Below are 26,183 nucleotides of genomic sequence, written 5' to 3' on the forward strand. Positions count from 1 at the left end.
CTGTGTATTTATGATATAGTAATTCATATTCAAATATGTCATGCTAAGAAGAGGGGATTCCCTCTTCTTTTGTATTTTAGTTGTACTTTTTTTGGGAAAGGGGCAATTGCCTGTGATACGTGAGGTTATTGTCGTTGAAGGAAGAGACGACACCGTAGCGATAAAACGAGCGGTAGATGCAGATACTATTGAGACTGGCGGATCGGCTCTAAATGAGATGACGTTTAAGAAGATCGCGCTGGCGCATGAGCGCCGGGGCGTTATTATATTTACGGACCCTGACTTCGCTGGTGAACGGATTCGCAAAGCGATTGCAGCTCGTGTCCCTGGATGCAAGCATGCATTCCTAACCAAGCAGGAGGCGCTCGCCAAAGGCGACATTGGGGTGGAGAATGCTTCGCCCGCAGCGATTCGCCATGCACTTGATCATCTGCGAACAGAGATGCCTGCCTATGAAGGCACAGTGCTTACCTGGACTGATCTGGTCCAGGCAGGACTTACTGCTTATGAGGGATCGGCCGATAGACGCATGAGACTAGGTGAAATACTAGGCATAGGGTATTGTAATGCCAAGCAATTATTAAAGCGTTGTACGACCTTTCAGATTAGTCGAGAAGAATTTGAAGATGCTCTGCGACGTCTAGACACCAATTAAATGTAAGTGTCAATAGGACGACAGCATATATTTCGATGCTTATGATCATTAGATTTTATCGTACTAACTGAGGTATCGGGATACGAATTGGAGCATTTAAGGCCCACATTAGGTGAAAATTTGCGAATGTGTGTAAATTTATGGAAGGCGGGTAAAGAATGACGCAAGTAAGACCGGACATTGCCACACCAACACGAACCAAAGATATTATACGAAAGCACGGTTTTTCATTTAAGAAGAGCCTAGGCCAAAATTTTCTTATTGATATGAATGTTATGCGCCGTATCGTCCAAGCAGCAGATCTGGATGAGCATACAGGTGCGCTTGAGATTGGACCTGGGATCGGAGCATTGACAGAGCAGCTGGCGAAGCAGGCAAGCAAGGTCGCAGCAGTAGAAATCGACCAGCGTTTGATTCCTATTTTAGCGGAGGTCATGGAGCCGTATAACAATGTTAGCGTTGTACATGGCGATGTGCTAAAAGTCGATTTGCCGGCACTGTTTCAAGAACAATTTGCGGAGATGGATAAGGTGAGTGTTGTGGCGAATCTGCCATATTACGTGACTACTCCCATTATGATGAAGTTGCTGGAAGAGCGTCTTCCACTCAAAAATATTGTCGTTATGATTCAGAAGGAAGTAGCTGAACGCATGGCGGCCTCACCTGGCGGCAAAGAATTTGGCAGTCTGAGTGTTGCAGTCCAATACTACAGCGAACCCGAGATTGTGTGCACGGTTCCCCATACTGTATTTATTCCACAGCCTAATGTAGAATCTGCGGTTATCCGCTTAAAGGTAAGAGACAAGCCTCCTGTGGAAGTAAATGACGAATCCCGATTTTTTGAAGTCGTTCAAGCGAGCTTCACGCAGCGACGCAAGACGATTTGGAATAACTTAAAGGCACGTTATAGTGGTGATATTGGCATAGACCAGCTGCAAACCGCTTTGGAGACGGCTGGAATCAATCCTACACGCAGAGGCGAGACTTTGTCACTTGAAGAGTTTGCGCGCCTTAGTGAGGCTATAGGGTCTTCATATGACGCTTTGTAATTAGTTACATAATTTTAGCGCCTCTATTTATAACCAGCTAGCCCCCAAAAGGGGCTTTTTTTGTTTAGGCACCAATCCTGACTTCCGCCCATACGATAGGTAAGAGGTGATAAGGGCATGAAGGTGGGAGATCTGGTCATACGCAAATCTTATGGTGGGGATATTACATTCCGGATAGAAGGGATTTATGAGCACATATCGTTGTTAAAAGGAACGGATTATCGACTAGTGGCCGATGCTCCGACATCAGATCTGGTCAATGTGCCTGAGACAACGATGAAACGGCGTAAACAGCAAGCACAAATTAAAATGATTGAATCCGTGGAAGCACTGGAACGCCACAGACAGCGCCAATCAGAGCGCCGTCAAACAGAATTTCAATTTGCTGATGCTCCGAACCAGGCGGCCCATTTCGAAATGCCAGGCAAGGTGCTTCATCTGGACGGAGACCCGAACTATTTACAAAAAAGCATGACCTTGTATAACCAACTGCGGGTTCCCGCAGAAGGGCACTACGTGTCGGAGGCCAAGATGTCTGACGCTGTTTACACACTGTTGCCTCGATCGCGTCCAGATATTATCGTGATTACAGGGCATGACGGCGTGTTAAAAGGTTTAAAGCATCGAGACTTATATAGTCTGCAGAGTTATAAAAATTCACAAAACTTCGTAAATGCAGTCAAGACGGCTAGGCAGTATGAACGGAACCTGGATATGTTAACGGTTATAGCAGGTGCCTGTCAGTCTCACTTTGAGGCGCTGCTACAAAACGGCGCAAACTTTGCCAGCTCCCCGGGCCGTATTATGATTCATGCACTTGATCCGGCATACGTGGCGGCCAAAGCAGCCTACACCTCCATTCGCGACACTATTCATATTGCGGACATTGCTCCGCATACGATAACAGGTACGGAAGGGTTAGGTGGCATTGAAACTCGGGGGAGCCATCGACTAGGAATGCCGAAGTGGAAAGACCTGTCCACGCTGAACGTTACACCATCCGTTACTTAATTTTTTTAGGTCATTATGCATAAATATAGGTCTTGAATCACATCCTACAAAATTGGGTATAAAAATGAATTGACATGGTTTTAATAATATTGTTATAATTATCTGTTTATTTGACACCTCCCCTTTAATTGTTTATAATGGACAAGGAAAGAGGTGGTAGTTGAAATGGCTAAAAATGCGCTGTTTGAAATACGACGCTGTCTTGAAGCCCATGTTGGACAGAAGATTCTGCTTCGTGCGAATGGAGGCCGTCGCAAGACGATTGAACGCACGGGCGTATTGGAAGAAACCTACCCTTCTGTTTTTGTTGTAAGTTTGGATCAGGAGCAGCAGAATGCCAAGCGTGTCTCCTACAGCTATGCAGATATATTGACCGAGTCGGTAGAAGTTACCGTCTGCGCAGATAACGGCGAGTTGAAGATTGAGTATATTCGCAGTTAATGATGTGATGTAAAGCAGTCCGAGAGGGCTGCTTTTTTGTATTTCTATATTTCTTATGTCAAGCAGGCTTGGAGTGTGATGGAGTCGGCTTTTGTAATGAACTATTGTATTGGGATAGGCAAAGGGTGAATTATAATCTTTTAATCCTCCCATTTTTTTGGCTGTTTGCCTTTGCATGAAGCTCGACATATTGACTAACACTATAATTGCAATGCAATCTCTTCTAACTCTGTCTCCAACTCGATTTGTTAAGCACTATAAGGAGGTACTTATATGAGCCGCAGAAGAAGAAGTGTCATGTCAGAAGAACTAAAGTATGAGTTAGCTAAAGACCTTGGATTCTACGATACGGTTCAAAAAGAGGGTTGGGGATCCATTAAGGCAAAGGATGCCGGCAATATGGTAAAACGCGCGATTCAATTGGCCGAGGAAGCAGCCTCTCGTAAAAATTAAGGATACAGCATGACTTATAAGCGGACCTTTTGACGCCACGCAGGCGCGAGGTTCGCTTTTTATGTTAACGAAGGGAATACAAGCGTGAGCAAAGGGAAATAGCTGATATAACGCCTTTCTTACAGGGCTGCCTTTACAAACCATTCACGAATGACTTGCATGTCATAGTCTGTTATAATAACGAAAGCGATCCGAAGGGTGAGAATAACCTCTATATGAACTTGTTAGAGTTCACAAGGAGGAGCGATTGATAAAGTTAGCCGAGCAGTTGAGCATTGCAGGCTCTGGTGTTTTTATCGCGAATCAGAATGAAGGCATTTTCCTTTCCATCTGCGGATTCTTATATATTCTGATATCGTAAAGAAGGGTGAAAGCCGGTGAAAGTGTATGAGAAGGCACCAGCAAAGATCAATCTAATGCTGGATGTATTGCGTAAGCGAGAAGACGGATTCCACGAAGTTGAAATGGTTATGACGATGGTTGACCTGGCCGATCGACTAGAGATGGAGGAGCTTCCGCGCGACACGATTATTATTTCCAGCCAAGCTGGTTACATACCGTTAGACGAGAAGAATCTGGCCTTTCAGGCTGCAAAGCTGATAAAGGAAAGATACGAAGTTCGACAAGGCGTCTATATTCACTTGGATAAGAAGATACCGGTCGCAGCAGGACTTGCTGGAGGCAGCAGTGATGCCGCAGCCGCTTTGCGCGGCTTGAACCGCCTATGGAGGCTGAATATTTCGGAACAGGAGCTGCAAGCGTTAGGCTCAGAATTAGGTTCCGACGTGCCCTTCTGTGTAACAGGCGGAACAGCAATTGCGCGTGGTCGCGGAGAGAAGCTAGAGCACATTTCTAATCCCCCGCAGTGCTGGGTTGTGCTTGCCAAGCCGCCGATTAATGTATCAACGGCCGATGTATACGGGCGTTTCAGAGCTAATCGCATTGAGAAGCATCCATCGCTAGCGAGTATGATAGATGCTATTGAATCTCAATCATTTCATGGGATATGTGAGAACTTAGGGAACGTGCTTGAGGACGTCACGCTGCCGATGCACCCGGAAGTACAGCAATTAAAGGAAGCCATGATTAGACTCGGTGCGGAAGGCGTTTTGATGTCGGGCAGCGGACCGACAGTATTTGGTCTTGTATCTAAGGAGTCGAAGATTGCGCGGATATATAATGGACTGCGCGGCTTCTGCAAAGAAGTGTATGCAGTTCGAATATTGACATAATATAGAAATAATATGGCTAATTACGAAATATATCGGATATAACAGTCATAATCGTATGGTTCGCCTTGATAATCGACGTACATTGATGTATTATATCCATGATAATATTCGGATTTGAGCGAGGAATAATAGATGAAAAAATTAAAGCGAAGCGCGCGTTTGGTTGAAATGACACAATATCTGATGTCTAAGCCTCACACGCTTATTCCGCTTACCACATTTGCAGAACGTTACGGAGCAGCCAAGTCTTCTATTAGTGAGGATTTGGCTATTATTAAAGAGGTGTGCGAGAGTGAAGAGACGGGTGAGCTGCTGACGCTGGCGGGAGCTGCAGGCGGAGTAAAGTATATTCCGAAGAGCAGTCCGGACAAGGCATTGCCACTTGTGCAAACATTGTGCGCCCAACTAGAACAACCGGATCGGATGCTGCCCGGAGGTTATTATTATATTACCGATATATTAGGGCAGCCAGGTTTGATGAACGATATTGGTCGTATGTTTGCTTCGGCATTTGCCAATCATGATATCGATGTGGTAATGACTGTAGAGACCAAAGGCATTCCAATTGCGTACGCAACTGCAGCACATCTCAATCTGCCTGTTGTATTAGTCAGACGTGACCATGTGGTGACAGAGGGATCCGCGGTGAGTATCAATTACGTATCAGGATCACAGAAAAGCATCCATACGATGACATTGGCTCGTCGTGCGCTGAAGGAACGTTCCCGTGTGCTCGTCGTAGACGACTTTATGCGAGCAGGGGGTACCATTAACGGTATGATTGACTTGCTGCATGAATTTAATGCCACCGTAGCGGGCGTGGGTGTTCTTGTGGAGTCTGAGGACGTATCCAATGATGAACGCTTGCTGCATGACTATGTATCGCTTGTGCGTGTCGGTACGATCGACAGCCGCAACAGGCAGATGTCTGTTAAGCCGGGCAATTATTTTGATAAATAAGCAAGAGTAGACTACTTCTGATCGAGGTGCATCTATATGACAAAGTCAATTGATATTGTATCTACAACGTTTGCTCCACAGGCAATCGGCCCCTATTCACAGGCTGTTACCTTTGGCGAGCTGGTATTAACTTCTGGACAGATTCCTCTTACATCTGACGGTTCCCTCGTTGAGGGCGGGATTGAGGAACAGACGCATCAAGTATTCCATAACTTAAAGGCTGTACTAGAGGCAGCAGGATCTTCTTTTGACCGTGTTTTAAAGGCTACGGTATTTCTGCAAGACATGAAGCAGTTTGCTCAGGTAAACACGATTTACGAGACTTACTTCGGAACACATAAGCCTGCTCGATCAACGGTTGAAGTAGCACGATTGCCAAAAGATGTGTTTGTCGAAATTGAGCTAATTGCTACGAAGTAAATCGAACCTTGTCGAAAACGTTTAATTATACAAAAAAGTTCAAAAAAAAGTTGGTTTGTTGGCAAAATAAAGAAGGAATTCAATTGCGCGTGTGGAATTATACACCAAGTCTTGTATGGAAAAAGGTGGTGAACACACGTGCAAATTACTGATGTTAGACTCCGCCGCGTCAACACAGAAGGAAGAATGAAAGCAATCGCATCGATCACAATCGATAACGAATTTGTTGTTCATGATATCCGTGTTATTGACGGCAACAACGGAATGTTTGTGGCTATGCCAAGCAAACGAACGCCAGATGGCGAATTCCGTGACATTGCTCATCCTATTTCTTCCGCAACTCGCGAAAAGATTCAAGCCGCGGTACTGGCTGAATATGAGCGCGCTGCCACAGAAGAGGAAGTTATTGAAGAGGGCGCATAATACGGTAATATTTGGGGTTGCAAAGAAAGAGAGCCAATCATGGGGGGCTCTCTTTTCTTTTTCTCCATAATGAGATATATTCTAGTATGGTAGTAAAGGAAGCAGGAGGTCGGACGCTTTGAAAAGAATGGCCATTGTGCTAGCCGCAGGACAAGGCAAGCGTATGAAGTCAAAACTGTATAAAGTTCTTCATCCCGTTTGCGGAACACCGATGGTTGGACATGTACTGGACGCAGTAGAGCGTGTGGATTCAGAACGCACGGTTGTTGTTGTCGGGCATGGGGCTGAAGCTGTTAAGGGTTACTTGGGAGACCGTGCGGAATTCGTATTACAAGCGGATCAGCTCGGTACCGGACATGCGGTAAAGCAAGCAAAGGCGCTTCTTGGCGGTGAACAAGGTACGACAATTGTGATCTGTGGAGATACGCCTCTCGTGACGTCTGACACCTTGGAACGCCTGATGGAGCTTCATGATCGTGCACAGGCTTCGGCGACGATTTTGACGGCTGAACTGGATAATCCTCATGGGTATGGTCGAATTATTCGAGCAGAAGATGGTTCGGTTTTGAAAATCGTAGAACAGAAAGATGCGACACAAGAAGAACAATTGGTGAGAGAGATCAACACAGGTACTTACTGTTTTGATAATGCGCAATTGTTCGCAGCACTTGAACAAGTGACCAATAACAATGTACAGCAGGAGTACTACCTGACAGATGTTATTGGCATCATGAAAGTGCAGGGAAATGTCGTGCAGGCTTACTGTTCGCCAGACCCTGCTGAATCGATTGGGGTTAATGATCGATTGGCACTGTCTGAAGCAGAGCGATTGATGCGCGAGCGTATTAACAAGCGTCACATGTTAAATGGAGTTACGATTGTCGACCCTATGCAGACCTATATCGAAGCAGCGGTTACGATCGGAGCTGATACAGTGCTTCATCCAGGAACTGTTCTGCGAGGCAGCACAGCGATTGGGGAGGATTGTGTGATCGGACCTCATGTCGAGATTACGGATTCGCGAATCTCGGATCGAGCTGTAATTGCACATTCTGTAGCAAGTAGTGCCAGCGTCGGCCAAGATAGTTCTGTTGGACCATTTGCTTATTTGCGGCCTGGTGCTGATATTGGCCAGGATGTTAAGATCGGCGACTTTGTCGAGATCAAAAATGCGGTCATTGACGATCATTCCAAAGTATCGCATCTAAGTTATATTGGCGATGCGAAAGTGGGCAAGAATGTCAACATTGGCTGCGGTGCGATAACCGTGAACTATGACGGATATAATAAATCCGTTACAGAAATCGGTGATGATGCTTTTATTGGCAGCAACGTAAACCTCATTGCTCCTATTAGCGTTGGTAAGGGAGCTTATGTAGTGGCTGGCTCCACGATTACACATCATGTCGCAGACAACGACCTTGCGATAGCTCGCGAGCGCCAGGTGATCAAGCCTGGTTATGCCGAGAAGCTTCGTGGTCGTGCCAAAGCAAAAAAGGAACGTGAAACGCAGCAAGGCGAGCAATAAGCTGCGCGGCTTTATGAATAAAGGATATTAGCTTTACGAGCACGTCGAATCATACAAATAAGAGATGAACTTGAACCAGCACGGAGGGTTAACAACTATTATGACGTATTGTGATTCCAAGCTGAAAATATTCACTTGTAACTCCAATCCGAAGTTAGCACAGCAAATTGCAGACTACATTGGCATTCCTTTGGGTGAATCCAGCACAAAGAGCTTTAGCGACGGAGAAATTCAAATCAACCTGTCTGAAAGCGTACGTGGTTGTGACGTTTACGTCGTGCAATCCACATGTGATCCAGTTAATGACAATCTGATGGAGCTTCTTGTTATGGTCGATGCATTAAAACGTGCATCCGCCAAGAGCATTAATGTCGTTATTCCATACTACGGTTACGCTCGTCAAGACCGCAAAGCGCGTTCCCGTGATCCAATTACGGCTAAGCTTGTGGCTAATTTGATTGAGACAGCGGGTGCACATCGTGTTATCACGATGGACTTGCATGCCACGCAGATTCAAGGTTTCTTTGATATTCCGGTTGACCATATGCTCGGTGTGCCGATCTTGGCACAATATTTCCGATCCAAGAAGATGGAAGATGTTGTTGTTGTATCGCCTGACCACGGTGGCGTGGTACGCGCTCGTAAGTTAGCGGACTTCTTGAATGCACCGCTTGCCATTATCGATAAGCGTCGTCCTGAGCCTAACGTAAGTGAGGTTATGAATATTATCGGTGATATTAAAGGCAAGACGGCTATTATTATTGACGATATTATTGATACAGCGGGCACAATCGTCCTAGGTGCAAATGCATTGGTGGAAGCAGGCGTTAAGGAAGTGTACGCTTGTTGTACGCATCCTGTATTGTCGGGGCCAGCCATGCAACGCTTGGAAGATTCTCCGTTCAAGGAAGTTATCGTTACAGATACGATTCCAGTGAAACATCCGAACCCTTCAAGCAAGCTACGTACGTTGTCTGTCGCTCCACTTATGGGCGAGGCGATTATCCGTGTACATGAAGAGTTGTCTATCAGCAAATTGTTTGAAATTGAGTAATAGATGAACAGCGAGGAGCAAGAAGCTTTTAAGCTCCCATACAGACGAGGGTTACATCGGCAAGCAAGCGTGCTGCAGATGTAACCCTTATCGGCATTCAGCTTTATTCGGGCTACCGGATGGATGAGGAAGGAGAGAATAACGTTGAAATGGATTGTCGGACTTGGCAACCCAGGTACCAAATACGCGTCAACGCGTCATAATATTGGATTTATGGCTATTGATGCGCTAGCCCACCGATTTGGAATTGATGTGAAAGAAAGCAAATGCAAGGGGCTAATCGGGGAAGGCAAAATAGGTTCGGAAAAAATCGTGCTGATCAAGCCGATGACATATATGAACTTGTCAGGTGAAACGGTTCGCGGTTATATGGACTACTACAAGGCAAGCCTAGAGGACTTTATCGTATTGTATGACGATATGGACACTGAGCTGGGCAAGGTGCGCCTGCGTTACCAAGGAAGCGCAGGTGGCCACAATGGCATTAAGTCAATTATTCAGCATGTGGGAACCCAATCGTTTAATCGTATGCGGATGGGCGTATCGCGGCCAGCTCCTGGCCGTGATATTGTAGATTATGTACTGCAGACGTTTGCCAAGAAGGAGCAAGAAGCTGTTGCACAGACGATTGAACGTACTTGTGATGCAGTTGAATTTGCGCTAAGTCATACGTTTGAACAGACAATGGCTAAATTTAACGGATAACAGGCTATGGTTGAATGCTAGCGGGCATACTAGACGGTATATTACTTCGTGAGGAGGCATATACATGTCTGTGAATTATGTCTGCAAGCACTGTCACACGTTAATTGGACGCATTGAAGGAGCCGCTATCGACCAGTCGAGACTCGGTTTTCATATGCTTACGCCAGAAGAACATCGGCATTATGTACGTGTTCATGACAATGGTGACGTGACGGTACGAATGACTTGTGATTATTGTGCAGAGGCATATGATCATAATCCAGAATTAAGCACGTTGACATCACCATTGCAATAGCACGAGTTGAGTTTGCTAGTATATAAGAGGGATCAGCCTTGGCATTTGTGCCGAGGCTGATTTGTGGTCGCGTTATAAAGTTGAAGTGATGTACAGCAATATATTTTTGTAGGACCGAGTCTATTTATCGTGTTCATACATTACTTTTTATACAATCGACTTCAATAGAAGTTCTTGTTATGATATCAGACTAGTTATGGATCAATAGAGCGTGTTCATCCTTTGTTGGCCAGAAAGAGGTGCCTGTCCTTGTTAAATGCACTTATGCAAGCTTTATCAGCAGAACGTGATATAGATTCTATCGTAGCGGGCATACGCACCGGTATGAAAGAGCAGCTTGTATCCGGTCTATCGGGTTCTTCCCGACAAGTTATGATGGCCGCGCTGGCGCAAGAGCTGAATCGCCCTGTGCTCGTTGTGACACATAATATGTTTTCAGCACAGAAAGTGACAGAGGACTTGCAGGAATGTCTATCGCCTGATCAGGTGCTGCTGTATCCTGCCAATGAGTTGGTGGCTGCAGAAGCAGCAATATCAAGCCCTGAAGTTATTGCACAGCGAATAGATGCCTTAATCCGGCTAGCAAAGGGCTTTCGTGGTGTTGTCGTGACGCCTTATGCAGGACTACGGCGGTATTTGCCAGCCAGAGAGATTATGGCGGAAGCAGAATATGATGTAGTAGTGGATACCGAGCAGCCTCTTGAAGCGTTTCTCGGGCGTATGGTCGCGCTCGGTTATGAGCGTACGGACCGAGTAGAGTCGCGCGGCGAGATGAGTGTTCGAGGCGGGATTGTCGACATTTTCCCTTACACATCCAGTGTACCTTACCGTATTGAGTGGTTTGATGATATGGTAGATTCCATTCGCACCTTTGATCCGACGGATCAACGCTCGATGGATAAGTTGGATCGGCTAACGATTACGCCAGCTAGAGAAATGGTTGCAAATGCAGCCCGATTTGCAAATGCAGCTGATGAAGCGGGCCTTCGCTTAGAGGAGCAGCTAAGCAAAATGAGCGACAGCCAAATCAAAGAGAAGCTGCGCCAAGAGATTCACCAAGAAATTGACCGCCTTCGGGGGCAGGTGTACTTTAACGATATGTACAAGTACGTAACTTTGCTGCACCCTGAAAAGCATACTTTATACGAATATATGCCCATTGATGCGCTTATGATCGTGGATGAGCCTGCCCGCGTGCTGGAAACAGCGAAGCAGCTTGAACGAGACGAGGCAGAATGGAACACTCATTTGCTGCAGCATGGTAAGACTTTGCCTTCTTTGCCACTTGGTAAGACGTCGGAAGACACTTTGGGCAAGCGTCCGTTCCAGACAGTATTTATGGCATTATTTCTTCGGCAAGTACCGCATACGCAGCCACAGAACATTGTTAATGTAATGTGCAGGACAATGCAGAATTTCCATGGACAAATGAATGTGCTTAAGGCCGAGATGGAACGATGGAAGAAAACAAATGCAAACGTCATCATTCTGGCAAATGGCGAGGAGCGTATTGATCGTGTGCGCCGGGTACTGCAAGATTATCAAATCCCGGAGCCAACCATCATGAAGGGGAACCTTCAAAGTGGGTTTGAGCTGCCTTCCATTCATCTGGTCGTCATTACTGAAGGTGAGATGTTCTCGCAGAAACAGCGTAAAACGGCTCGTCGTTCGGATGCCAAAGTGGACAACGCAGAGCGAATTCGCAGTTATTCAGAGCTTAAAGTGGGCGATTACGTCGTTCATCAAAATCATGGTATTGGGAAGTACATGGGTATTGGCACGCTAGAGATCAATGGTATTCATAAAGACTACCTGCACATCTTGTATGCAGGTGGAGATAAACTGTCTGTACCAGTAGATCAGCTCCATTTGATTCAGAAGTACGTCAGTTCTGAGGAGAAAGAGCCTAAAGTATATAAGCTAGGCGGGACTGAGTGGGCAAAAGTTACAAGCAAGGTTCGTTCTTCGGTTAAAGATATCGCTGATGATTTGATCAAGCTGTATGCGGCAAGACAATCATCTCCAGGGTATGCATTTGAGAAAGATACGCCTGAGCAAACGGAATTCGAAACGATGTTTCCTTATGATGAGACACGGGATCAATTGCGTGCAATAGAAGAAATCAAGCAGGACATGGAGCTTCCACGCCCAATGGATCGCCTCTTGTGCGGCGACGTTGGTTATGGGAAGACGGAAGTTGCCATTCGCGCAGCATTCAAAGCGGCTATCGAAGGCAAGCAGGTAGCTGTCCTTGTCCCAACTACGATTTTGGCGCAGCAGCATTATGAGACGTTTAGAGAGCGTTTTGCAGATTATCCGTTTAACATTCAAGTGCTGAGTCGTTTCCGTTCTCGCAAGGAGCAAAATGAGACGATGAAAGGCTTGAAATCGGGTGTGGTGGATGTGGTCATCGGCACGCATCGCCTGTTATCACAAGATATTGTATTTAAGGACCTCGGCATGCTGATTGTGGATGAAGAGCAGCGGTTTGGCGTAACCCACAAAGAGAAGCTCAAGCGTTTGAAGAACAATGTAGATGTGCTGACGCTTACAGCTACTCCGATTCCGCGGACACTCCATATGTCCATGCTTGGCGTACGCGACTTGTCTGTTATTGAGACACCTCCAGAGAACCGTTTTCCTGTACAAACTTATGTGTTGGAGCATAGCGATACGCTCGTACGTGAAGCAGTGGAGCGTGAACTTGCCCGTGGAGGGCAAGTCTATTACTTATACAATCGGGTGCAGGGCATCCATCAGATGGCCGATCATATCAAGATGCTGGCTCCTGATGCGCGTGTAACGGTTGGACATGGACAGATGTCGGAACAAGAGCTGGAGAAGACCATTCTGGACTTCTTGGATGGAGAGTACGACGTGCTGGTCAGTACCAGCATTATTGAGACAGGTGTAGATATTCCTAACGTGAACACACTGATTGTTCATGATGCGGATAAAATGGGCTTGTCTCAGTTGTATCAGTTGCGTGGCCGTGTAGGACGTTCAAACCGTATAGCTTACGCTTACTTTACGTACCAACGTGATAAAGTGTTAAATGAGGTCGCTGAGAAACGACTCCAATCAATTAAGGAATTCACGGAACTTGGATCAGGGTTTAAGATTGCAATGCGGGACTTGTCCATTCGTGGAGCCGGAAATCTGTTAGGTGCAGAGCAGCATGGATTTATTGCGTCAGTTGGTTTTGATTTATACTCGCAAATGTTGTCTGATGAGGTTGCCAAACGCAAGGCAGAGCTTGATGGAGGCGTCATCGAGGATACACAAGAGTGGACGACATTGATAGACTTGAATATTGATGCCTATTTGCCCGCCGATTATATTTATGATAGTATTCAGAAGATTGAAATATATAAGAAAGTGGCGGGTCTATCCTCTCTAGAAGAGGTGGATGAGCTGCGCGACGAACTGGTTGATCGCTTCGGAGAGCCACCACTTGCTGTATTGCAGCTTCTTGCCGTATCACGTCTTAAATGGTACGCGAAGCAATATGGCATTGAGGCGATGACGCAACGCGGAGATGATGTGTCATTGAAGGTCCATCCGCTTGCTGAATCACGCCTTGACCGTAAGAAGCTTGCTACTCTCGCCACCAACATTGACAGACGTTTTGTCGTAGATAAGAATGCCAGCGGAGCAATCAAGCTTAATGCCCGCGGTTATGATGCCTTACAGCTGTTGATGAAGCTGGAGCAGTTTATGCAAGGGGCGAAAGATGCGATTAAATTGAAGGGAGAACTGCAAGATGTTGCAAAATAATACGAAACGTTCCTGGAAAAGAGTGACCATCCTGCTTACACTAGTGCTTGCACTAACGTTTGTAGCTGCGTGTGGCAATAAAAACGCGAGTGACGATACTGTCGTTGCGACATATGAGGGTGGACAAGTGACACAAGCGCAATTCGACAAAGAATTAGCGAACATGCTGTTCTTTTACCCGGATTATGCGCAATTAATTGAGATGGATGATTTCCGTCAATATTTTATTAAGCAGCAGATTGCTTATCTGTACTTGACAGAGAAAGCACCTGACAAGTCAAAACAAGAAGGTGCCAAACGAGCAGATGAACAAATCGCCGGTATTAAAAAACAGGTTGGCGATGATCAGTTTAAGAAGATGCTTGAAGCACAAAAGCTAACAGAAGATGATGTAAAGACGTATATGAATCGTATACTTACTGTAGTAGCGGATTATAACGCAAAAGTAACGGATGAGCAGGTTAAAGCACAGTTCGGAAAAGATAAAACAGACTTTACAACGGCGTCCGTTCGTCATGTACTGATCGGCTTTAAAGATAAGAATCAAAAAGACCGCAAGAAGGAAGATGCTCTGAAGCTTGCCAAAGACGTTCAAGATCGCCTGAAGAAGGGTGAAGACTTTGCCAAGCTGGCGAAAGAGCTCTCTGATGATACAGGTTCAGCTGAGAATGGTGGTTTGTATAAAGACGTTGCTGTAAGCAAATGGGTAAAAGAATTTAAGGAAGCAGCTTTGACACTGCCATTGAACCAGATCTCGGATCCTGTTGAGACGGAATATGGCTACCATGTCATGAAAGTAGAGAACCGTACAGATAAGACTTTCGACAAGCTTACACAAGTCGAAAAGGATACGCTGCGTACGAAAGCAGCAACTGAACTGATGAATACTTTCATGGAAAAGGACTTGGAGAAGATCATCAAGAAGATTGACTTGCCTAAGACCGAGAAGAAGGAAGAAGAGAAGCCGGCAGATAAGAAAGAAACAGACAAGCCTGCAACTCCAAAGGAAGAACCTAAGACGGAAACTGGGAAATAATAGAGAACAATTTAAACAGCCTTCTATCGCGTTGCGGCAGGGGCTGTTTTTTATTTCGAGTTGTGGCAGCAAGAGAGCTGTTAAAGATGGGAAGACATCATCCGTAGCCATAACATCTTCTTAAAAAGGAGGCTTTTAGTCACTGTCAGAGGACTTTCCGTTAATTCGCGGCTGAAACTTACAAGAAAAAGTGTCCATTTTGGGAAAACACAAGAAAAAGGGTGTACAAGCCATCGGAGAATCAGTAATATGCTAGAAGTGGACAGAATGAATTCTTATTTTCTGAGATATTTCAACAAAAGTACTGAAAATTGTGAAAATTTCAAGAAAACATAATCAAATATTGTCGTAAAGTGTCGAAAAATGTGATTTTTTTTGCAACTTGGATGGGTTTACCTGCGTATTATGGTTATGTATAAGAACTTGGGAGCAGATGAATACTATGGTCAGCATAAAAGAATCCATACCGATTCGCTCCTATTTGTAAATAATTCAGTAGTCCTAACAAATTATATTGATGGAAGGCGAGGCAACATACATGAAAGCAACTGGTATTGTTCGTCGTATTGATGATCTTGGTCGTGTCGTAATCCCTAAAGAAATTCGTCGCACTTTGCGAATCCGTGAAGGAGATCCACTCGAAATTTTCGTTGACCGCGATGGTGAAGTGATCTTGAAGAAGTACTCCCCAATTGGTGAACTGGGTGACTTCGCAAAAGAATATGCGGAATCGTTGTATGAAAGCACGGGTCACATTACGTTGATTTCGGACCGCGACACAGTTATCGCTGTCGCTGGCGGCTCCAAGAAAGAGTTTTTGGAGAAACAAATCGGTATGCTGCTTGAGAACTGTATGGAAAACCGCAAGACGATTGTGGAAACAAACACAGGATCTTACGAGATCGTTAAAGACAACATGGAAGCTTTGTCCTCATTTGTTGTTGCTCCAATCATAACTGGCGGAGACCCTATTGGTACTGTTGTTATGTTGAACAAAGACGAGAGCGTGAAAATGGCTCAAATGGAACAAAAAATGTCTGAAACGGCTGCCGGATTCTTAGGTAAGCAAATGGAACAATAATAAAAGTTATCGGAAACTCCTTATACATATTCGGTTTTGCTTAGGCATTAGCGAGATATGAATAAGGAGTTTTTTGCGTGTTTATGGCATGGCAGCAGCAAATTGAATATACACAGCCAGAAAAGGACAAGTTGATACCAAAGACCAGACGGTATGCCGCACAGGTGTATCCCTGTAGGCGATGAATCAGCGCGCCTGTCCTGCATGTTGAGCTTAACGTTGCTCCTTCGCCTTATGATATAATACAGGACGAAAAGGCTGTAAAGGGATAGGCGTGATCGAATATGACAGAACAGAACTTGCGTGCAGCCAAACAAGTTGTACACGGAGCTCTATGGCTTGGCCTAGCCACGGCGATGTCTAAGCTAATCGGAACGTTGCAGAAGATTCCGCTGCAAAATATCGGTGGCGACGGTGTGTTTGGCATTTACAATGCAGTATACCCGTTCTATGTCTTGCTGACAGCTATCGCTACAGCGGGTATACCAATTGCTGTTTCTAGGCTTGTAGCAGATTGTGAGGCTGTAGGTGATCAGCTGGGCTCTCGTCACATCATACGTGCCTCAGCACTTTTGATGGGTACAACAGGTATTGCCGGATGGATTTTGATGTACAGCGGAGCAGAGCTAATAGCGGGTTGGATTGATAATTTACATACAATTGAGGCGATAAAGGCCTCATCTTACGCGCTTCTGGTTGTGCCACTGGCAGCTGTATTGCGGGGATATGATCAAGGCAAGGGTCGAACGACGCTTAGTGCGATATCACAAGTTGCAGAACAAGTTGTTCGTGTAGCTGTTATGATAACGCTGCTGCTGATCTTTACCGGGCAGCAGGCAGCGGATGATGTTATTGCAGCAGGTGCCACATTTGGTTCATTTGCAGGAGGTTTGTGCGGGCTTGTGCTCTTGGTAGTGGTGAGGGGAGTTGAGCTGCGCAACGAGCGGCGACAAGCGTTGACAGCGAGCGTAGTCAGCTGTGAGGAGAAGCCAGCTGTCTTGGACACACATGTAGGACTGATACCTGCAGTTCATTCATCAAGCGGGAATATAAATGCGCTAGCCGTCGCTTCTGGAGAACAAGAGGACTGGCGTAATCACGGAGCTGAGCGTGCAGAAGGCTTGGCTTCTCCATCGAGAGAAAGCAATCCTTCCTTCGGCACATGGATGAAGCGAATGGCATGGACAGCCCTTCCGATATGCCTTGGAGCCATCGTTGTGCCTGTGGTGAATGTGGTGGATGTGTTCACTGTTCCACGGCTGTTGAATGCTGAAGGATATACAGGCACTGCTGCCATGATACAGTATGGATTATACTCGCGTGCATTGCCGCTGACCCAGCTTGTTACGATGGTCGCAGGCTCTTTGGCCGTAGGTTTAGTACCGGCGCTCGCTGAGGCAAAACGTAAGGGTTCCATGAGGGAGCAAGCCAAGCTTATCAAAGGAGCCATGAGAGCTGCACTAATAATAGGTGCGGCAGCGACAGTAGGGTTAGTTGTGCTGACGAGACCAATCAATATTGCTTTGTACATGGACAATCGGGCTGAGCTTGCTTTTGCTCTTGTATCAAGCACGGCATTGGCAGGAGTGCTGCAGGTCGTATCAGCTACGCTGCTGCAGGGTATTGGCGCGCTGCGCGCACCTGCTGTGCACCTGCTAGCGGCTGCCGGCGCAAAGATCGGCCTGAACATCGTGCTGGTGCCGATGTTCGGCATCGAAGGTGCCGCGCTGTCAGCGCTTGTGTCGCTGACGCTTGCAGCCGCACTGAATGTGCGCTCGCTCGCGCGACACGGCGGCGTAGCGCCTGCGGCTTGGGCCGCAGGCATTGCGCGGCTAGCGCTGGCGCTATTCGTCATGGGCGCCGTGGCGGGACTGTCAGCCGCCGCCGTGGCGCAGGGTATTGGCGGCGGCCGGCTGGCTGCATTGGCCGCCACCGCTATCGGCGTGCCGCTAGGTGCGCTTGTATTCGGCGCCCTAGCGGTCATGCTTGGGCTCGTGCAGCCGCAGGAGTTGGCTGCCGTGCCCCGAATCGGCACGCGGCTTGCTGCGCTGGCCGAGCGTCGCAAGCGTTAGCTGGCGAGGCATATTGGATGGACATTTGGCACATGTATGTCCATTCAATGAGAACTAATCCTAACAAAATCCTCTGCATGCGGATTTTGTTGAGGTGAGATTTTACCCGAATGTATACTTCACTTGGTTGAATATAAGGTAATAGGTTCCAGGAATTATTTACAATATGTGTATTTAATAAATGTATATTTCAAGGAGGCGTTCACCATTAGCGGACAGATTACAGCGGTTGGCCTAGGATCAGGCGATGTGGGTCAGTTGACGCTGGCTATTTGGAACTTATTGCGAGAATCCAAGCACCTTTATGTTCGTACGGAACACCACCCCGTTATGGGATTACTTCGTGACCACGGTGTTCGATATACGACTTTTGACAGTGTTTATGAAGCCCATGACAACTTTCCAGCTGTGTATGACGATATTAGCGGCCAGTTAATTGAACTGGCACTGAAGTCGCCCTCAGAGGAGATTGTATATGCTGTTCCTGGCCACCCGATGGTGGCTGAGTCAACGGTTAGTTTACTGCGCGAACGATGTGAACAGCAGGGGATTGAACTGCGTGTGCTTGGTGGGGAGAGTTTCTTGGATCAGGCGTTTAACCGTCTCGGATTCGATCCGATTGATGGCTTCCAGTTGTTGGACGCGACCATGCTGAATCCGGCTGTTCTGTCGCCTCAGTTGCACATCCTTATCGGACAGGTGTATGATACGTTTACTGCTTCAGACGTGAAGCTGGGCTTAATGGACATTTATCCTGATGATTACGAGGTCGTGGTTGGCCACGCGTTAGGTGTCCAAGGAATGGAACGGATTCAGCGAGTTCCGCTGCATGAACTCGATCGTGTAGAGGGATACGGGAACTTGTCACTTATTTGGGTACCACGCACAACCGATGAATCCGTGCGTAATCGTACTTTTGCAAGATTGCATGAAATAGTAGGCATATTGCGTAGTCCAGAGGGATGCCCTTGGGATCAAGAACAGACTCACCAATCGATTCGCAAGAACTTGATCGAGGAAACGTATGAGGTACTGGAGACCATCGATGATGACGATCCCGTTGGCATGCAGGAAGAGCTGGGTGATATACTGCTCCAGGTCATGCTTCATTCGCAAATGGAAGAAGAGACAGGTGCCTTCACCGTCTATGATGTTGTTCAAGGTTTAAATGAGAAGCTTCTATATCGACATCCACACGTATTTGGCGAACAGAAAGCCACGGATGCTGCAGCAGCTCTGCAAAACTGGGAACAGATGAAGGCGGAAGAGAAGCGCCTTAAGGGAGTAGATAATGCTCGCAGGTCCGTATTGGACGGTGTTCCACGGGACTTGCCAGCGTTGATGAAGGCCTACAAGATTCAGAAAAAAGCCGCAAAAGTAGGTTTTGACTGGAATCAGGTGGAAGATGTACTTGACAAAGTAGGCGAAGAATTGCAAGAATTGCGAGAGGCGGTCAGCTCTTGCAACGCACAAGGACAGACAGCGGAAGCGATGCATCATGCTCAAGAAGAGCTGGGTGATCTCATATTTGCAGCCGTTAATGTCTCTAGGTTTATCGATTCGGACCCTGAGGAAGCTTTATCTCAGACCAATCGTAAATTTGTGCGCAGATTCCAATATATCGAAGAACAGCTTCGTATAAATGGCAAATCTTTTGACCAGACTGATTTACTAGAAATGGAGCAGTGGTGGCAGGAAGCAAAGCGACTTAAGCCGTAACATCTTAAGCGAGAGGTCCTTTTTATTTCTCTCTTTTTCGTCAAAATCCGAAAAAAAGTCTCGCGCGGGAAGGAATTTACTATTAAAGCAAGAATACATAAGCGTACGTATTCCGTGGCTAGATGGTAAATGTGGCTGTAACGCTGCAGAAGTCACAACACTCTATTAATGATTACGAGGATTGGGAGGCCAATAGAATGAACAAGACAGATTTGATCAACAACATTGCAGAAAAAAGCGGCTTGACTAAGAAAGATGTAGAATCCGTATTAAACGGTTTCTTCGGTGAGGTAACTGACGCATTGGTTAAAGGCGATAAAGTACAATTGATCGGCTTCGGTACTTTTGAAACTCGCAAACGCGCTGGCCGTACAGGTCGCAACCCGCAAACAGGCAAAACAATCGAAATTCCAGAGTCCGTAATTCCTGCATTCAAAGCAGGTAACAAGCTTAAAGAAGCTGTAAAATAATGCGACTCGATAAGTTCTTAAAAGTATCGCGACTCATTAAGCGGCGTACAGTCGCTAAAGATGTGTCCGGTCAGGGACGCGTGGTGTTGAACGGCCGTGAAGCGAAGCCTAGTAGTACCGTTAAGGTTGGCGACGAGATTACGGTTCAGTTCGGTCAGAAGCTTGTGACGGTTCGTGTGGAGCGTCTTCAGGAATCGACCAAGAAGGACGAAGCCGCCGGCATGTACACGCTGCTCCGAGAAGAACCGATTCCAAGGCAAGACGACCTTGGATGGTAATCGACATCCCAGAAGCAACTGTGGAACTGTATTTATACAGACCGCAGTTGCTTTTTTATATTTATCGGACTGGGGAGAATAGCGTCAATTGGTATAGATAAGCCAGAAGTATATTGGGAAATAAAGGACGATAGTCTGTATTCGGTGCTTTGGTATGTGATTGTGCTATAATAATGGGCGTATAACTTCATATATTCCGCGATAGCTCAAGTTCTAATGGACAGTTTCTTGGCGCGCGGGAGAGGTTCGCAATCTCCCTCTATAAAAAACTAAGGCCATCAGCACATAGGACATGCATGCCGTCTGCTTTGTGCTGTATTTGAAGATGCCTAGTCGAGGGGATGTGCTGTGTGCGCATCCCTTTTTTACGTGTCGGCTTCTTCACAATCGGTCTGCCTTTCGCCTCTGAGGGAATAGAAAGGAAGAGACAAAATGATGAAACAAGAAAAGGCCGTTGTTGTATTTAGCGGCGGTCAAGACAGCACCACATGCCTGTTCTGGGCGTTGGAACAATTTAAAGAGGTGGAGACCATCTCGTTTGATTATGGCCAAAGACATCGCTCCGAGCTTGAACATGCTAGTCGGATCGCAGCTGAGCTTGGAGTGCCTCACCGTATTCTTGACATGTCGCTGCTGAATCAACTCGCCCCTAATGCGCTGACGCGCAGTGATATGGCGATTACGCACGAGGAGGGGCAGCTTCCATCGACATTCGTGGAGGGGCGCAATATGGTTTTCTTCACCTTTGCCGCTATTTATGCCAAGCAGATCGGGGCACGCCATTTGGTGGTCGGCGTATGCGAGACCGACTTTAGCGGCTATCCGGATTGCCGCGATGTCTTCGTGAAGTCACTGGACGTGACGCTTAATCTGGCGATGGAGTACCCGTTTGTCATTCATACACCGCTCATGTGGCTGAATAAGGCAGATACATGGCGTCTTGCTGACGAGCTTGGCGCACTGGACTTTGTGCGCGAGAAGACGGTAACCTGCTACAATGGCATTCCGGGCGACGGATGCGGGGAATGTCCCGCTTGTAAGCTGCGTCGCGCAGGGCTGGATACGTACTTGCAGGAACGGGAGGTGCGGCTGTGAAGCAGCCGGGGACGTTCCGCATCGTGGAGAAGCTGCAGCAGTTTGGTATGGATATTAGCAAGGAGCAGCTTCGTTATCATCAGAAGCGGGTGATGGTCAGTAAGGAATTTACTTTTGACGCGGCCCATCATCTGCATGCTTACGAAGGAAAATGTAAAAATTTGCATGGTCACACCTATAAAGTGGTATTTGGCATCAGCGGTAACGTAAATGAAATCGGGCTTGCGCTCGACTTTGGAGATATAAAGCAAATATGGAAGGTTCATATTGAGCCTTTTTTGGATCACCGTTATTTAAATGAGACACTCCCTCTGATGAACACAACAGCTGAAAATATGGTCGTTTGGATTTTCGAGCAGATGGAGCAGGCACTTCAAAGCGAGCCTTATAAGGAAGTATGCCATGAGGGGCGAACAGAGTTTGTACGCCTATACGAAACACCGACGAGTTATGCGGAGGTAAGACGGGAGTGGATGGCGGAATGAACGATGAAGTTCATCATTCAGTTGACTCGTCTAGAGGAGCTGCTTCGGCACGGATTCCAGTGCTTGAAGTATTTGGTCCTACCGTGCAGGGAGAAGGGTTATTAGTCGGACAAAAAACGATGTTTGTCCGCACAGCGGGCTGCGATTATCGCTGCAGCTGGTGTGATTCGGCCTTCACCTGGGACGGCAGTGCTAAACAGGATATAGAGATGCTGCATGCGGAGGAGGTTTGGGAGCGGCTGTACAAGCTCGCTCCAGACCAATTTTCCCATGTGACATTGTCTGGCGGGAATCCGGCACTTTTGCCGCAGATGGGACAGTTAGTAGACTTGCTGCGTGCAAAGGGTATTCGCCTGGCGGTAGAGACACAAGGAACGAAATGGCAGCCATGGCTCGCTCTTATCGATGATGTCACTGTTTCCCCAAAACCCCCGAGTTCAGGGATGATAACAAGCTATGAGCTGCTGGATGATATGGTGAATAAGCTGAGCACAGTGGGTAATGGATTGTGCCTTAAAGTGGTCATTTTTGACGAAGATGACTTTAACTATGCTATCGCTATTCATGAGCGTTATCCGGATATCTCGTTTGTATTACAGACAGGTAATGAGGCAGTTACGGCGACCGATGACGATTCACTTGTAAAGAGCTTATTACGACGTTATGAGTGGTTGATTGACCAAGTGTCAGTTGAATCGCGACTGAATGACGTTCGTGTGCTGCCCCAACTGCATACGTTGGTCTGGGGCAATAAACGTGGGGTTTAAAGCGTAAATTTATTACACATGATTAAAGGGGATGACATATGATGGCGGGACGGAATGAAGCGGAATTGCCGCTGACTCACCTTGGACAGAAGACTGAATATAAATCTACTTATGCACCAGAGGTGCTTGAATCTTTTCCGAATAAACATCCGAATCGAGATTATTTCGTTAAATTTAACTGCCCAGAATTTACTAGCTTATGCCCTATAACGGGGCAGCCTGACTTTGCGACGATTTACATCAGCTATATTCCTGATGCGCTCTGTGTTGAGAGTAAGGCGTTGAAGCTGTATTTGTTCAGCTTCCGTAATCAAGGTGACTTCCATGAGGACTGCGTCAATATTATGATGAATGACCTGATTAAGCTTCTGAATCCGCGATACATTGAAGTATGGGGCAAATTTACCCCGCGTGGAGGTATCTCAATTGATCCTTACTGCAATCACGGCAAGCCTGGAACGTCATTTGAGGATATGGCAAGACAGCGGCTTCTACAGCATGATCTGTACCCTGAAAAGATTGATAACCGTTAGACCGCTCGTATGATTAGGGGGAGATGAAGTTTACACATGTCCTTTCAAAAAAGAGTTGGTGTACGGAGCAGGTTCTATTTGTACCCCTTACCTTCATAATCTAGTGAAGAGAAGGAGGGGTACATGCTATGTATGAAGCAAATAAGCCAGCCAAGCGTCAAGAAGTAAAGATGATGAACCGCAAAATACTGGAACTAAGCGGCGTCATTAGTGTCGAGAGCTTTGACAGCGAGGAATTTCTGTTAGAGACCGAGTGCGGTTTCCTGACGGTTCGTGGCCATAACCTGCATATCAAGAACTTGAGCCTTGAACAGGGCTTGGTAGCTATTGAAGGAATGGTCAACTCCCTGACCTATTTAGATACGAATCAGCAGGAAAAATCCAAGGGCTTTTTTGGGAAGTTATTTAAGTGAGTCCGATCGATCTATACAGCCAGTGGATGACTGTGCTGCTTATGCTGCTGAGTGGATTAACGATGGGTGTGGCGTATGACAGCTATCGTGTTGTAGCGGGGCAGTTACATTTTCCGCGTTGGACATTACCTTGCATCGACATCATCTATTGGCTTGCTGCGACATGGTTCGTATTCCAAATGCTCGTAAAGGGCAATCAGGGAGAGCTTCGATTTTATGTATTTTTAGGCTTGGCGCTTGGCGCGTGGCTTTATTATATACTGCTCAGCAAGCTGACAGTTACTATAGTCAATGGAATTGTCATTGCAGTGAAATCTGTTGTCAAATTCCTCCTTAAAACGCTTTATTTCGTCCTGATATTGCCGCTTAAGACCATAGGACTGTTTTTACTGGCAATCCTCCGTTTTTTAGGTACGGTTGCTATTTTCCTAGGAAAAGTTGTGCTAAAATGTAGTCAGCCGCTCTGGTGGCTTGTAAAATGGGCATTTTCACCGATTGTAATGCCGCTTTGGAACCGATTTGGGATGACAGAACGGATGACTCGATGGTGGACCGGCATGAAGAGAGTGACATGTGCCGTTTCAGGAACTTTTAAGCTGGTTATAAGAAAATGTGCGAATATGCCCGGTACAATCCGAAGATGGCTCCGCATAAAGCACAAATAGCAAGGAGGTTAACAGATGGCAAGGCACTCAACCCGAACACAATCGAATGCATCATCTGCCCGGTCTGTGCGTAAAGGAACTAAGCGCCGGCTACAATTATGGCTTCTTTTTATGCTTGTGTTCATGGGATGGGGTGTATACACCTATGTTAGCCAGATGTTTCAGATGCAGGATTTGAAGCAGGAATATGTCCTTCAAGAGAAGGAGAAGCACGAAGCTGAACAAGCTCGTAATGATCTGTTAGCAGAAGTGAACAGGCTTAATACGACAGAATATATACTTGATTTAGCGAGAATTAGAGGTATGGTGCTGCCTAATGAAAAGCTTATTCGCAAACATGATGAATAAGGCTCTATAATAAGGACAACAGTCAGTTGACCAACCTTGCGCCATTACAGTATAATCACGACATAAGCAGTACTTTGCACTGGAATTTCATAGCTTCGTTTTTAGTTTAGAACTGAAACAATAAGCTGACGCTGATTCAGAGCAACGTGCCGTTTAACATTTTAAGGGAGGAACGTTTTATTCTATGACAATTGAAGTGGGCACCAAGTTAGAAGGCAAAGTGACAGGCATTACGCATTTCGGCGCGTTCGTTGATCTGTCGGGAGGTGTCACAGGACTGGTTCACATCTCTGAGATTGCCGATAACTATGTCAAAGACGTCAATGACCATTTGAAGATTGATGATGTTGTTATGGTCAAAGTTATTAACGTCGACAAGGACGGCAAGATCGGCTTGTCTATTAAGCAAGCAGTTGATAAGCCTGCGTCTGAGCAGAGACCGCCAAGAGCACCGCGCACGGATCGTCCAAGCGGACCACGTCCGGATCGTCCGGCTGGAGGTGGCGGCGGCAGAGACGGAGGAAGACCAGGAGGATTTGGGAATCGGGATCGTGGGGGACGTAGACCGTCTTACAATACCCCTTCTTTTGAGGATAAAATGTCACGTTTCCTTAAAGATAGTGAAGAGCGAATCTCCTCGCTCAAGAAGAACACAGAAGGCAAGCGTGGCGGACGCGGCGCACGTCGAGTGTAAGCACGACCGATAAGGGATTACGAAATGTAAGCACTCTGGCTTGCATTCCATATACGTGATTATTAGAGCCGCAGGGCGGATTGATTCCGCTGCCTGCGGCTTTTCTGCGTGTCTTAGGCATCTTTGATTGTTTAAGTAAGATACCTCAATCCACTTTTTTACTAATCTCACCAATCCGTCATCATTCGCTGAACCGCCCTTCTTGAACAGCATTCGGCAATCCCACTGCGAACAGATGCATCAATTGTCAATGCGGATGCTCCCCAAAACACACATTCACTATTTTTGTCGTCTTAACATAAAGTTGCGACAGTATCCTCCTTCAAAGTGTACACTTCCAGTTCAAAACACAGTTAAACGACTACTAGTTATGACGAAATTGTGACACTGTGAACCAGCTTGCCGATCTCCAAAAGAGAAGCAATCCCTTGATGCTCCTCACATCGCGCGATCCGCGCGGTAATCTCAATACCTGTCGGAAACTTTTTTGCCAGCACGTCCACGTTCTGACAAACGTTTCCTTT

Annotated in this window: 29 protein-coding genes and 1 riboswitch; of the genes, 28 read left to right on the plus strand and 1 reads right to left on the minus strand. The window is 46.5% G+C overall.

Features of this window, described 5'->3' with window-relative positions; translation table 11 throughout:
* Window positions 1-112: 112 nt before the first annotated feature.
* From rnmV to QP775_RS24985, 28 genes are all read left to right on the plus strand, one after another.
* Window positions 113-655 carry a ribonuclease M5 gene (gene rnmV / locus QP775_RS24850; protein ID WP_239333858.1) on the plus strand — a complete coding sequence of 181 codons (543 nt, stop codon included), beginning with the start codon at window positions 113-115 and terminating at the stop codon, window positions 653-655.
* A gap of 158 nt (window positions 656-813) precedes the next feature.
* Window positions 814-1,704 (plus strand): 16S rRNA (adenine(1518)-N(6)/adenine(1519)-N(6))-dimethyltransferase RsmA, encoded by an 891-nt coding sequence (rsmA, locus tag QP775_RS24855; RefSeq protein WP_239333856.1) that lies wholly within the window; start codon window positions 814-816, stop codon window positions 1,702-1,704.
* 117 nt (window positions 1,705-1,821) lie between these two features.
* The gene (yabG, locus tag QP775_RS24860) at window positions 1,822-2,715 is read left to right on the plus strand and encodes a sporulation peptidase YabG (protein ID WP_239333854.1); all 894 of its coding nucleotides are present in this window, start codon (window positions 1,822-1,824) and stop codon (window positions 2,713-2,715) included.
* A 165-nt stretch (window positions 2,716-2,880) separates the two neighbouring features.
* Window positions 2,881-3,156 (plus strand): biofilm formation stimulator Veg, encoded by a 276-nt coding sequence (veg, locus tag QP775_RS24865; protein ID WP_028543456.1) that lies wholly within the window; start codon window positions 2,881-2,883, stop codon window positions 3,154-3,156.
* Window positions 3,157-3,429: 273 nt separating this feature from the next.
* A complete protein-coding gene (locus tag QP775_RS24870) occupies window positions 3,430-3,609 on the plus strand; it encodes a small, acid-soluble spore protein, alpha/beta type (protein ID WP_285109296.1) in 180 nt (59 codons plus the stop codon).
* 377 nt (window positions 3,610-3,986) lie between these two features.
* Window positions 3,987-4,841 (plus strand): 4-(cytidine 5'-diphospho)-2-C-methyl-D-erythritol kinase, encoded by an 855-nt coding sequence (gene ispE, locus QP775_RS24875; RefSeq protein WP_239333850.1) that lies wholly within the window; start codon window positions 3,987-3,989, stop codon window positions 4,839-4,841.
* Window positions 4,842-4,973: 132 nt separating this feature from the next.
* Entirely contained in the window at window positions 4,974-5,801 is an 828-nt protein-coding gene (gene purR, locus QP775_RS24880) for a pur operon repressor (protein ID WP_239333848.1), read from the plus strand.
* A gap of 36 nt (window positions 5,802-5,837) precedes the next feature.
* Window positions 5,838-6,221 carry a RidA family protein gene (locus QP775_RS24885; RefSeq protein ID WP_285109297.1) on the plus strand — a complete coding sequence of 128 codons (384 nt, stop codon included), beginning with the start codon at window positions 5,838-5,840 and terminating at the stop codon, window positions 6,219-6,221.
* Between the two features lie 138 nt (window positions 6,222-6,359).
* Window positions 6,360-6,644 carry a septation regulator SpoVG gene (spoVG, locus tag QP775_RS24890; protein ID WP_005545528.1) on the plus strand — a complete coding sequence of 95 codons (285 nt, stop codon included), beginning with the start codon at window positions 6,360-6,362 and terminating at the stop codon, window positions 6,642-6,644.
* Between the two features lie 118 nt (window positions 6,645-6,762).
* Window positions 6,763-8,172 carry a bifunctional UDP-N-acetylglucosamine diphosphorylase/glucosamine-1-phosphate N-acetyltransferase GlmU gene (gene glmU / locus QP775_RS24895; protein ID WP_285109298.1) on the plus strand — a complete coding sequence of 470 codons (1,410 nt, stop codon included), beginning with the start codon at window positions 6,763-6,765 and terminating at the stop codon, window positions 8,170-8,172.
* A gap of 100 nt (window positions 8,173-8,272) precedes the next feature.
* Window positions 8,273-9,226, plus strand: coding sequence for a ribose-phosphate diphosphokinase (locus tag QP775_RS24900; protein WP_028543450.1), 954 nt, complete (start codon window positions 8,273-8,275; stop codon window positions 9,224-9,226).
* 144 nt (window positions 9,227-9,370) lie between these two features.
* On the plus strand, window positions 9,371-9,931 hold the full coding sequence (pth, locus tag QP775_RS24905) for an aminoacyl-tRNA hydrolase (RefSeq protein WP_285109299.1): 561 nt from the start codon (window positions 9,371-9,373) through the stop codon (window positions 9,929-9,931).
* Window positions 9,932-9,995: 64 nt separating this feature from the next.
* Window positions 9,996-10,226, plus strand: coding sequence for an anti-sigma-F factor Fin (locus tag QP775_RS24910; protein WP_239333842.1), 231 nt, complete (start codon window positions 9,996-9,998; stop codon window positions 10,224-10,226).
* Window positions 10,227-10,475: 249 nt separating this feature from the next.
* Window positions 10,476-14,003 (plus strand): transcription-repair coupling factor, encoded by a 3,528-nt coding sequence (gene mfd / locus QP775_RS24915; protein ID WP_285109300.1) that lies wholly within the window; start codon window positions 10,476-10,478, stop codon window positions 14,001-14,003.
* A complete protein-coding gene (locus QP775_RS24920) occupies window positions 13,990-15,039 on the plus strand; it encodes a peptidylprolyl isomerase (RefSeq protein ID WP_285109301.1) in 1,050 nt (349 codons plus the stop codon). The genes mfd and QP775_RS24920 overlap by 14 nt, the downstream gene beginning before the upstream one ends.
* A 538-nt stretch (window positions 15,040-15,577) precedes the next feature.
* Window positions 15,578-16,120, plus strand: coding sequence for a stage V sporulation protein T (spoVT, locus tag QP775_RS24925; protein WP_275444851.1), 543 nt, complete (start codon window positions 15,578-15,580; stop codon window positions 16,118-16,120).
* 284 nt (window positions 16,121-16,404) lie between these two features.
* On the plus strand, window positions 16,405-18,192 hold the full coding sequence (locus QP775_RS24930) for a putative polysaccharide biosynthesis protein (RefSeq protein WP_285109302.1): 1,788 nt from the start codon (window positions 16,405-16,407) through the stop codon (window positions 18,190-18,192).
* A 207-nt stretch (window positions 18,193-18,399) separates the two neighbouring features.
* A complete protein-coding gene (gene yabN, locus QP775_RS24935) occupies window positions 18,400-19,911 on the plus strand; it encodes a bifunctional methyltransferase/pyrophosphohydrolase YabN (protein ID WP_285109318.1) in 1,512 nt (503 codons plus the stop codon).
* A gap of 197 nt (window positions 19,912-20,108) precedes the next feature.
* The gene (locus tag QP775_RS24940; RefSeq protein ID WP_028543442.1) at window positions 20,109-20,381 is read left to right on the plus strand and encodes an HU family DNA-binding protein; all 273 of its coding nucleotides are present in this window, start codon (window positions 20,109-20,111) and stop codon (window positions 20,379-20,381) included.
* Window positions 20,381-20,659 carry an RNA-binding S4 domain-containing protein gene (locus QP775_RS24945; RefSeq protein ID WP_028543441.1) on the plus strand — a complete coding sequence of 93 codons (279 nt, stop codon included), beginning with the start codon at window positions 20,381-20,383 and terminating at the stop codon, window positions 20,657-20,659. Before QP775_RS24940 ends, QP775_RS24945 begins: the two co-directional genes overlap by 1 nt.
* Before the next feature lie 235 nt (window positions 20,660-20,894).
* Window positions 20,895-20,938: riboswitch (PreQ1 riboswitch) on the plus strand.
* A 156-nt stretch (window positions 20,939-21,094) separates the two neighbouring features.
* The gene (queC, locus tag QP775_RS24950) at window positions 21,095-21,754 is read left to right on the plus strand and encodes a 7-cyano-7-deazaguanine synthase QueC (RefSeq protein WP_285109303.1); all 660 of its coding nucleotides are present in this window, start codon (window positions 21,095-21,097) and stop codon (window positions 21,752-21,754) included.
* On the plus strand, window positions 21,751-22,239 hold the full coding sequence (queD, locus tag QP775_RS24955) for a 6-carboxytetrahydropterin synthase QueD (protein ID WP_239333830.1): 489 nt from the start codon (window positions 21,751-21,753) through the stop codon (window positions 22,237-22,239). The genes queC and queD overlap by 4 nt, the downstream gene beginning before the upstream one ends.
* Window positions 22,236-23,006: a 7-carboxy-7-deazaguanine synthase QueE gene (queE, locus tag QP775_RS24960; protein ID WP_285109304.1), complete on the plus strand. Its 771-nt coding sequence runs from the start codon at window positions 22,236-22,238 to the stop codon at window positions 23,004-23,006. The genes queD and queE overlap by 4 nt, the downstream gene beginning before the upstream one ends.
* 41 nt (window positions 23,007-23,047) lie before the next feature.
* Complete coding sequence (queF, locus tag QP775_RS24965) at window positions 23,048-23,539, plus strand: preQ(1) synthase (RefSeq protein ID WP_285109305.1); 492 nt, start codon at window positions 23,048-23,050, stop codon at window positions 23,537-23,539.
* 128 nt (window positions 23,540-23,667) lie between these two features.
* The gene (gene yabP, locus QP775_RS24970; RefSeq protein ID WP_239333824.1) at window positions 23,668-23,952 is read left to right on the plus strand and encodes a sporulation protein YabP; all 285 of its coding nucleotides are present in this window, start codon (window positions 23,668-23,670) and stop codon (window positions 23,950-23,952) included.
* Window positions 23,949-24,617 (plus strand): spore cortex biosynthesis protein YabQ, encoded by a 669-nt coding sequence (gene yabQ, locus QP775_RS24975; RefSeq protein ID WP_285109306.1) that lies wholly within the window; start codon window positions 23,949-23,951, stop codon window positions 24,615-24,617. The genes yabP and yabQ overlap by 4 nt, the downstream gene beginning before the upstream one ends.
* Window positions 24,618-24,632: 15 nt before the next feature.
* On the plus strand, window positions 24,633-24,965 hold the full coding sequence (locus QP775_RS24980; protein ID WP_239333820.1) for an FtsB family cell division protein: 333 nt from the start codon (window positions 24,633-24,635) through the stop codon (window positions 24,963-24,965).
* A gap of 184 nt (window positions 24,966-25,149) precedes the next feature.
* The gene (locus QP775_RS24985; RefSeq protein ID WP_239333818.1) at window positions 25,150-25,659 is read left to right on the plus strand and encodes a S1 domain-containing RNA-binding protein; all 510 of its coding nucleotides are present in this window, start codon (window positions 25,150-25,152) and stop codon (window positions 25,657-25,659) included.
* Window positions 25,660-26,027: 368 nt separating this feature from the next.
* Here QP775_RS24985 and QP775_RS24990 read toward each other — a convergent pair whose 3' ends face one another.
* Window positions 26,028-26,162, minus strand: a complete 135-nt coding sequence (locus tag QP775_RS24990) for a hypothetical protein (protein WP_275444850.1) — start codon at window positions 26,160-26,162, stop codon at window positions 26,028-26,030.
* Window positions 26,163-26,183: the final 21 nt, after the last annotated feature.

Source organism: Paenibacillus sp. UMB4589-SE434 (genome assembly GCF_030226685.1).
Lineage (GTDB): Bacteria > Bacillota > Bacilli > Paenibacillales > Paenibacillaceae > Paenibacillus_B.

Bases quoted from the DNA above. Each gene is read 5' to 3' on its own strand.
- rsmA (WP_239333856.1), top strand. From the start codon at position 814: ATGACGCAAGTAAGACCGGACATTGCCACACCAACACGAACCAAAGAT.
- yabG (WP_239333854.1), top strand. From the start codon at position 1,822: ATGAAGGTGGGAGATCTGGTCATACGCAAATCTTATGGTGGGGATATT.
- veg (WP_028543456.1), top strand. From the start codon at position 2,881: ATGGCTAAAAATGCGCTGTTTGAAATACGACGCTGTCTTGAAGCCCAT.
- QP775_RS24870 (WP_285109296.1), top strand. From the start codon at position 3,430: ATGAGCCGCAGAAGAAGAAGTGTCATGTCAGAAGAACTAAAGTATGAG.
- purR (WP_239333848.1), top strand. From the start codon at position 4,974: ATGAAAAAATTAAAGCGAAGCGCGCGTTTGGTTGAAATGACACAATAT.
- QP775_RS24885 (WP_285109297.1), top strand. From the start codon at position 5,838: ATGACAAAGTCAATTGATATTGTATCTACAACGTTTGCTCCACAGGCA.
- QP775_RS24900 (WP_028543450.1), top strand. From the start codon at position 8,273: ATGACGTATTGTGATTCCAAGCTGAAAATATTCACTTGTAACTCCAAT.
- QP775_RS24910 (WP_239333842.1), top strand. From the start codon at position 9,996: ATGTCTGTGAATTATGTCTGCAAGCACTGTCACACGTTAATTGGACGC.
- QP775_RS24920 (WP_285109301.1), top strand. From the start codon at position 13,990: ATGTTGCAAAATAATACGAAACGTTCCTGGAAAAGAGTGACCATCCTG.
- spoVT (WP_275444851.1), top strand. From the start codon at position 15,578: ATGAAAGCAACTGGTATTGTTCGTCGTATTGATGATCTTGGTCGTGTC.
- QP775_RS24930 (WP_285109302.1), top strand. From the start codon at position 16,405: ATGACAGAACAGAACTTGCGTGCAGCCAAACAAGTTGTACACGGAGCT.
- QP775_RS24940 (WP_028543442.1), top strand. From the start codon at position 20,109: ATGAACAAGACAGATTTGATCAACAACATTGCAGAAAAAAGCGGCTTG.
- QP775_RS24945 (WP_028543441.1), top strand. From the start codon at position 20,381: ATGCGACTCGATAAGTTCTTAAAAGTATCGCGACTCATTAAGCGGCGT.
- queC (WP_285109303.1), top strand. From the start codon at position 21,095: ATGAAACAAGAAAAGGCCGTTGTTGTATTTAGCGGCGGTCAAGACAGC.
- queE (WP_285109304.1), top strand. From the start codon at position 22,236: ATGAACGATGAAGTTCATCATTCAGTTGACTCGTCTAGAGGAGCTGCT.
- queF (WP_285109305.1), top strand. From the start codon at position 23,048: ATGGCGGGACGGAATGAAGCGGAATTGCCGCTGACTCACCTTGGACAG.
- yabP (WP_239333824.1), top strand. From the start codon at position 23,668: ATGTATGAAGCAAATAAGCCAGCCAAGCGTCAAGAAGTAAAGATGATG.
- QP775_RS24980 (WP_239333820.1), top strand. From the start codon at position 24,633: ATGGCAAGGCACTCAACCCGAACACAATCGAATGCATCATCTGCCCGG.
- QP775_RS24985 (WP_239333818.1), top strand. From the start codon at position 25,150: ATGACAATTGAAGTGGGCACCAAGTTAGAAGGCAAAGTGACAGGCATT.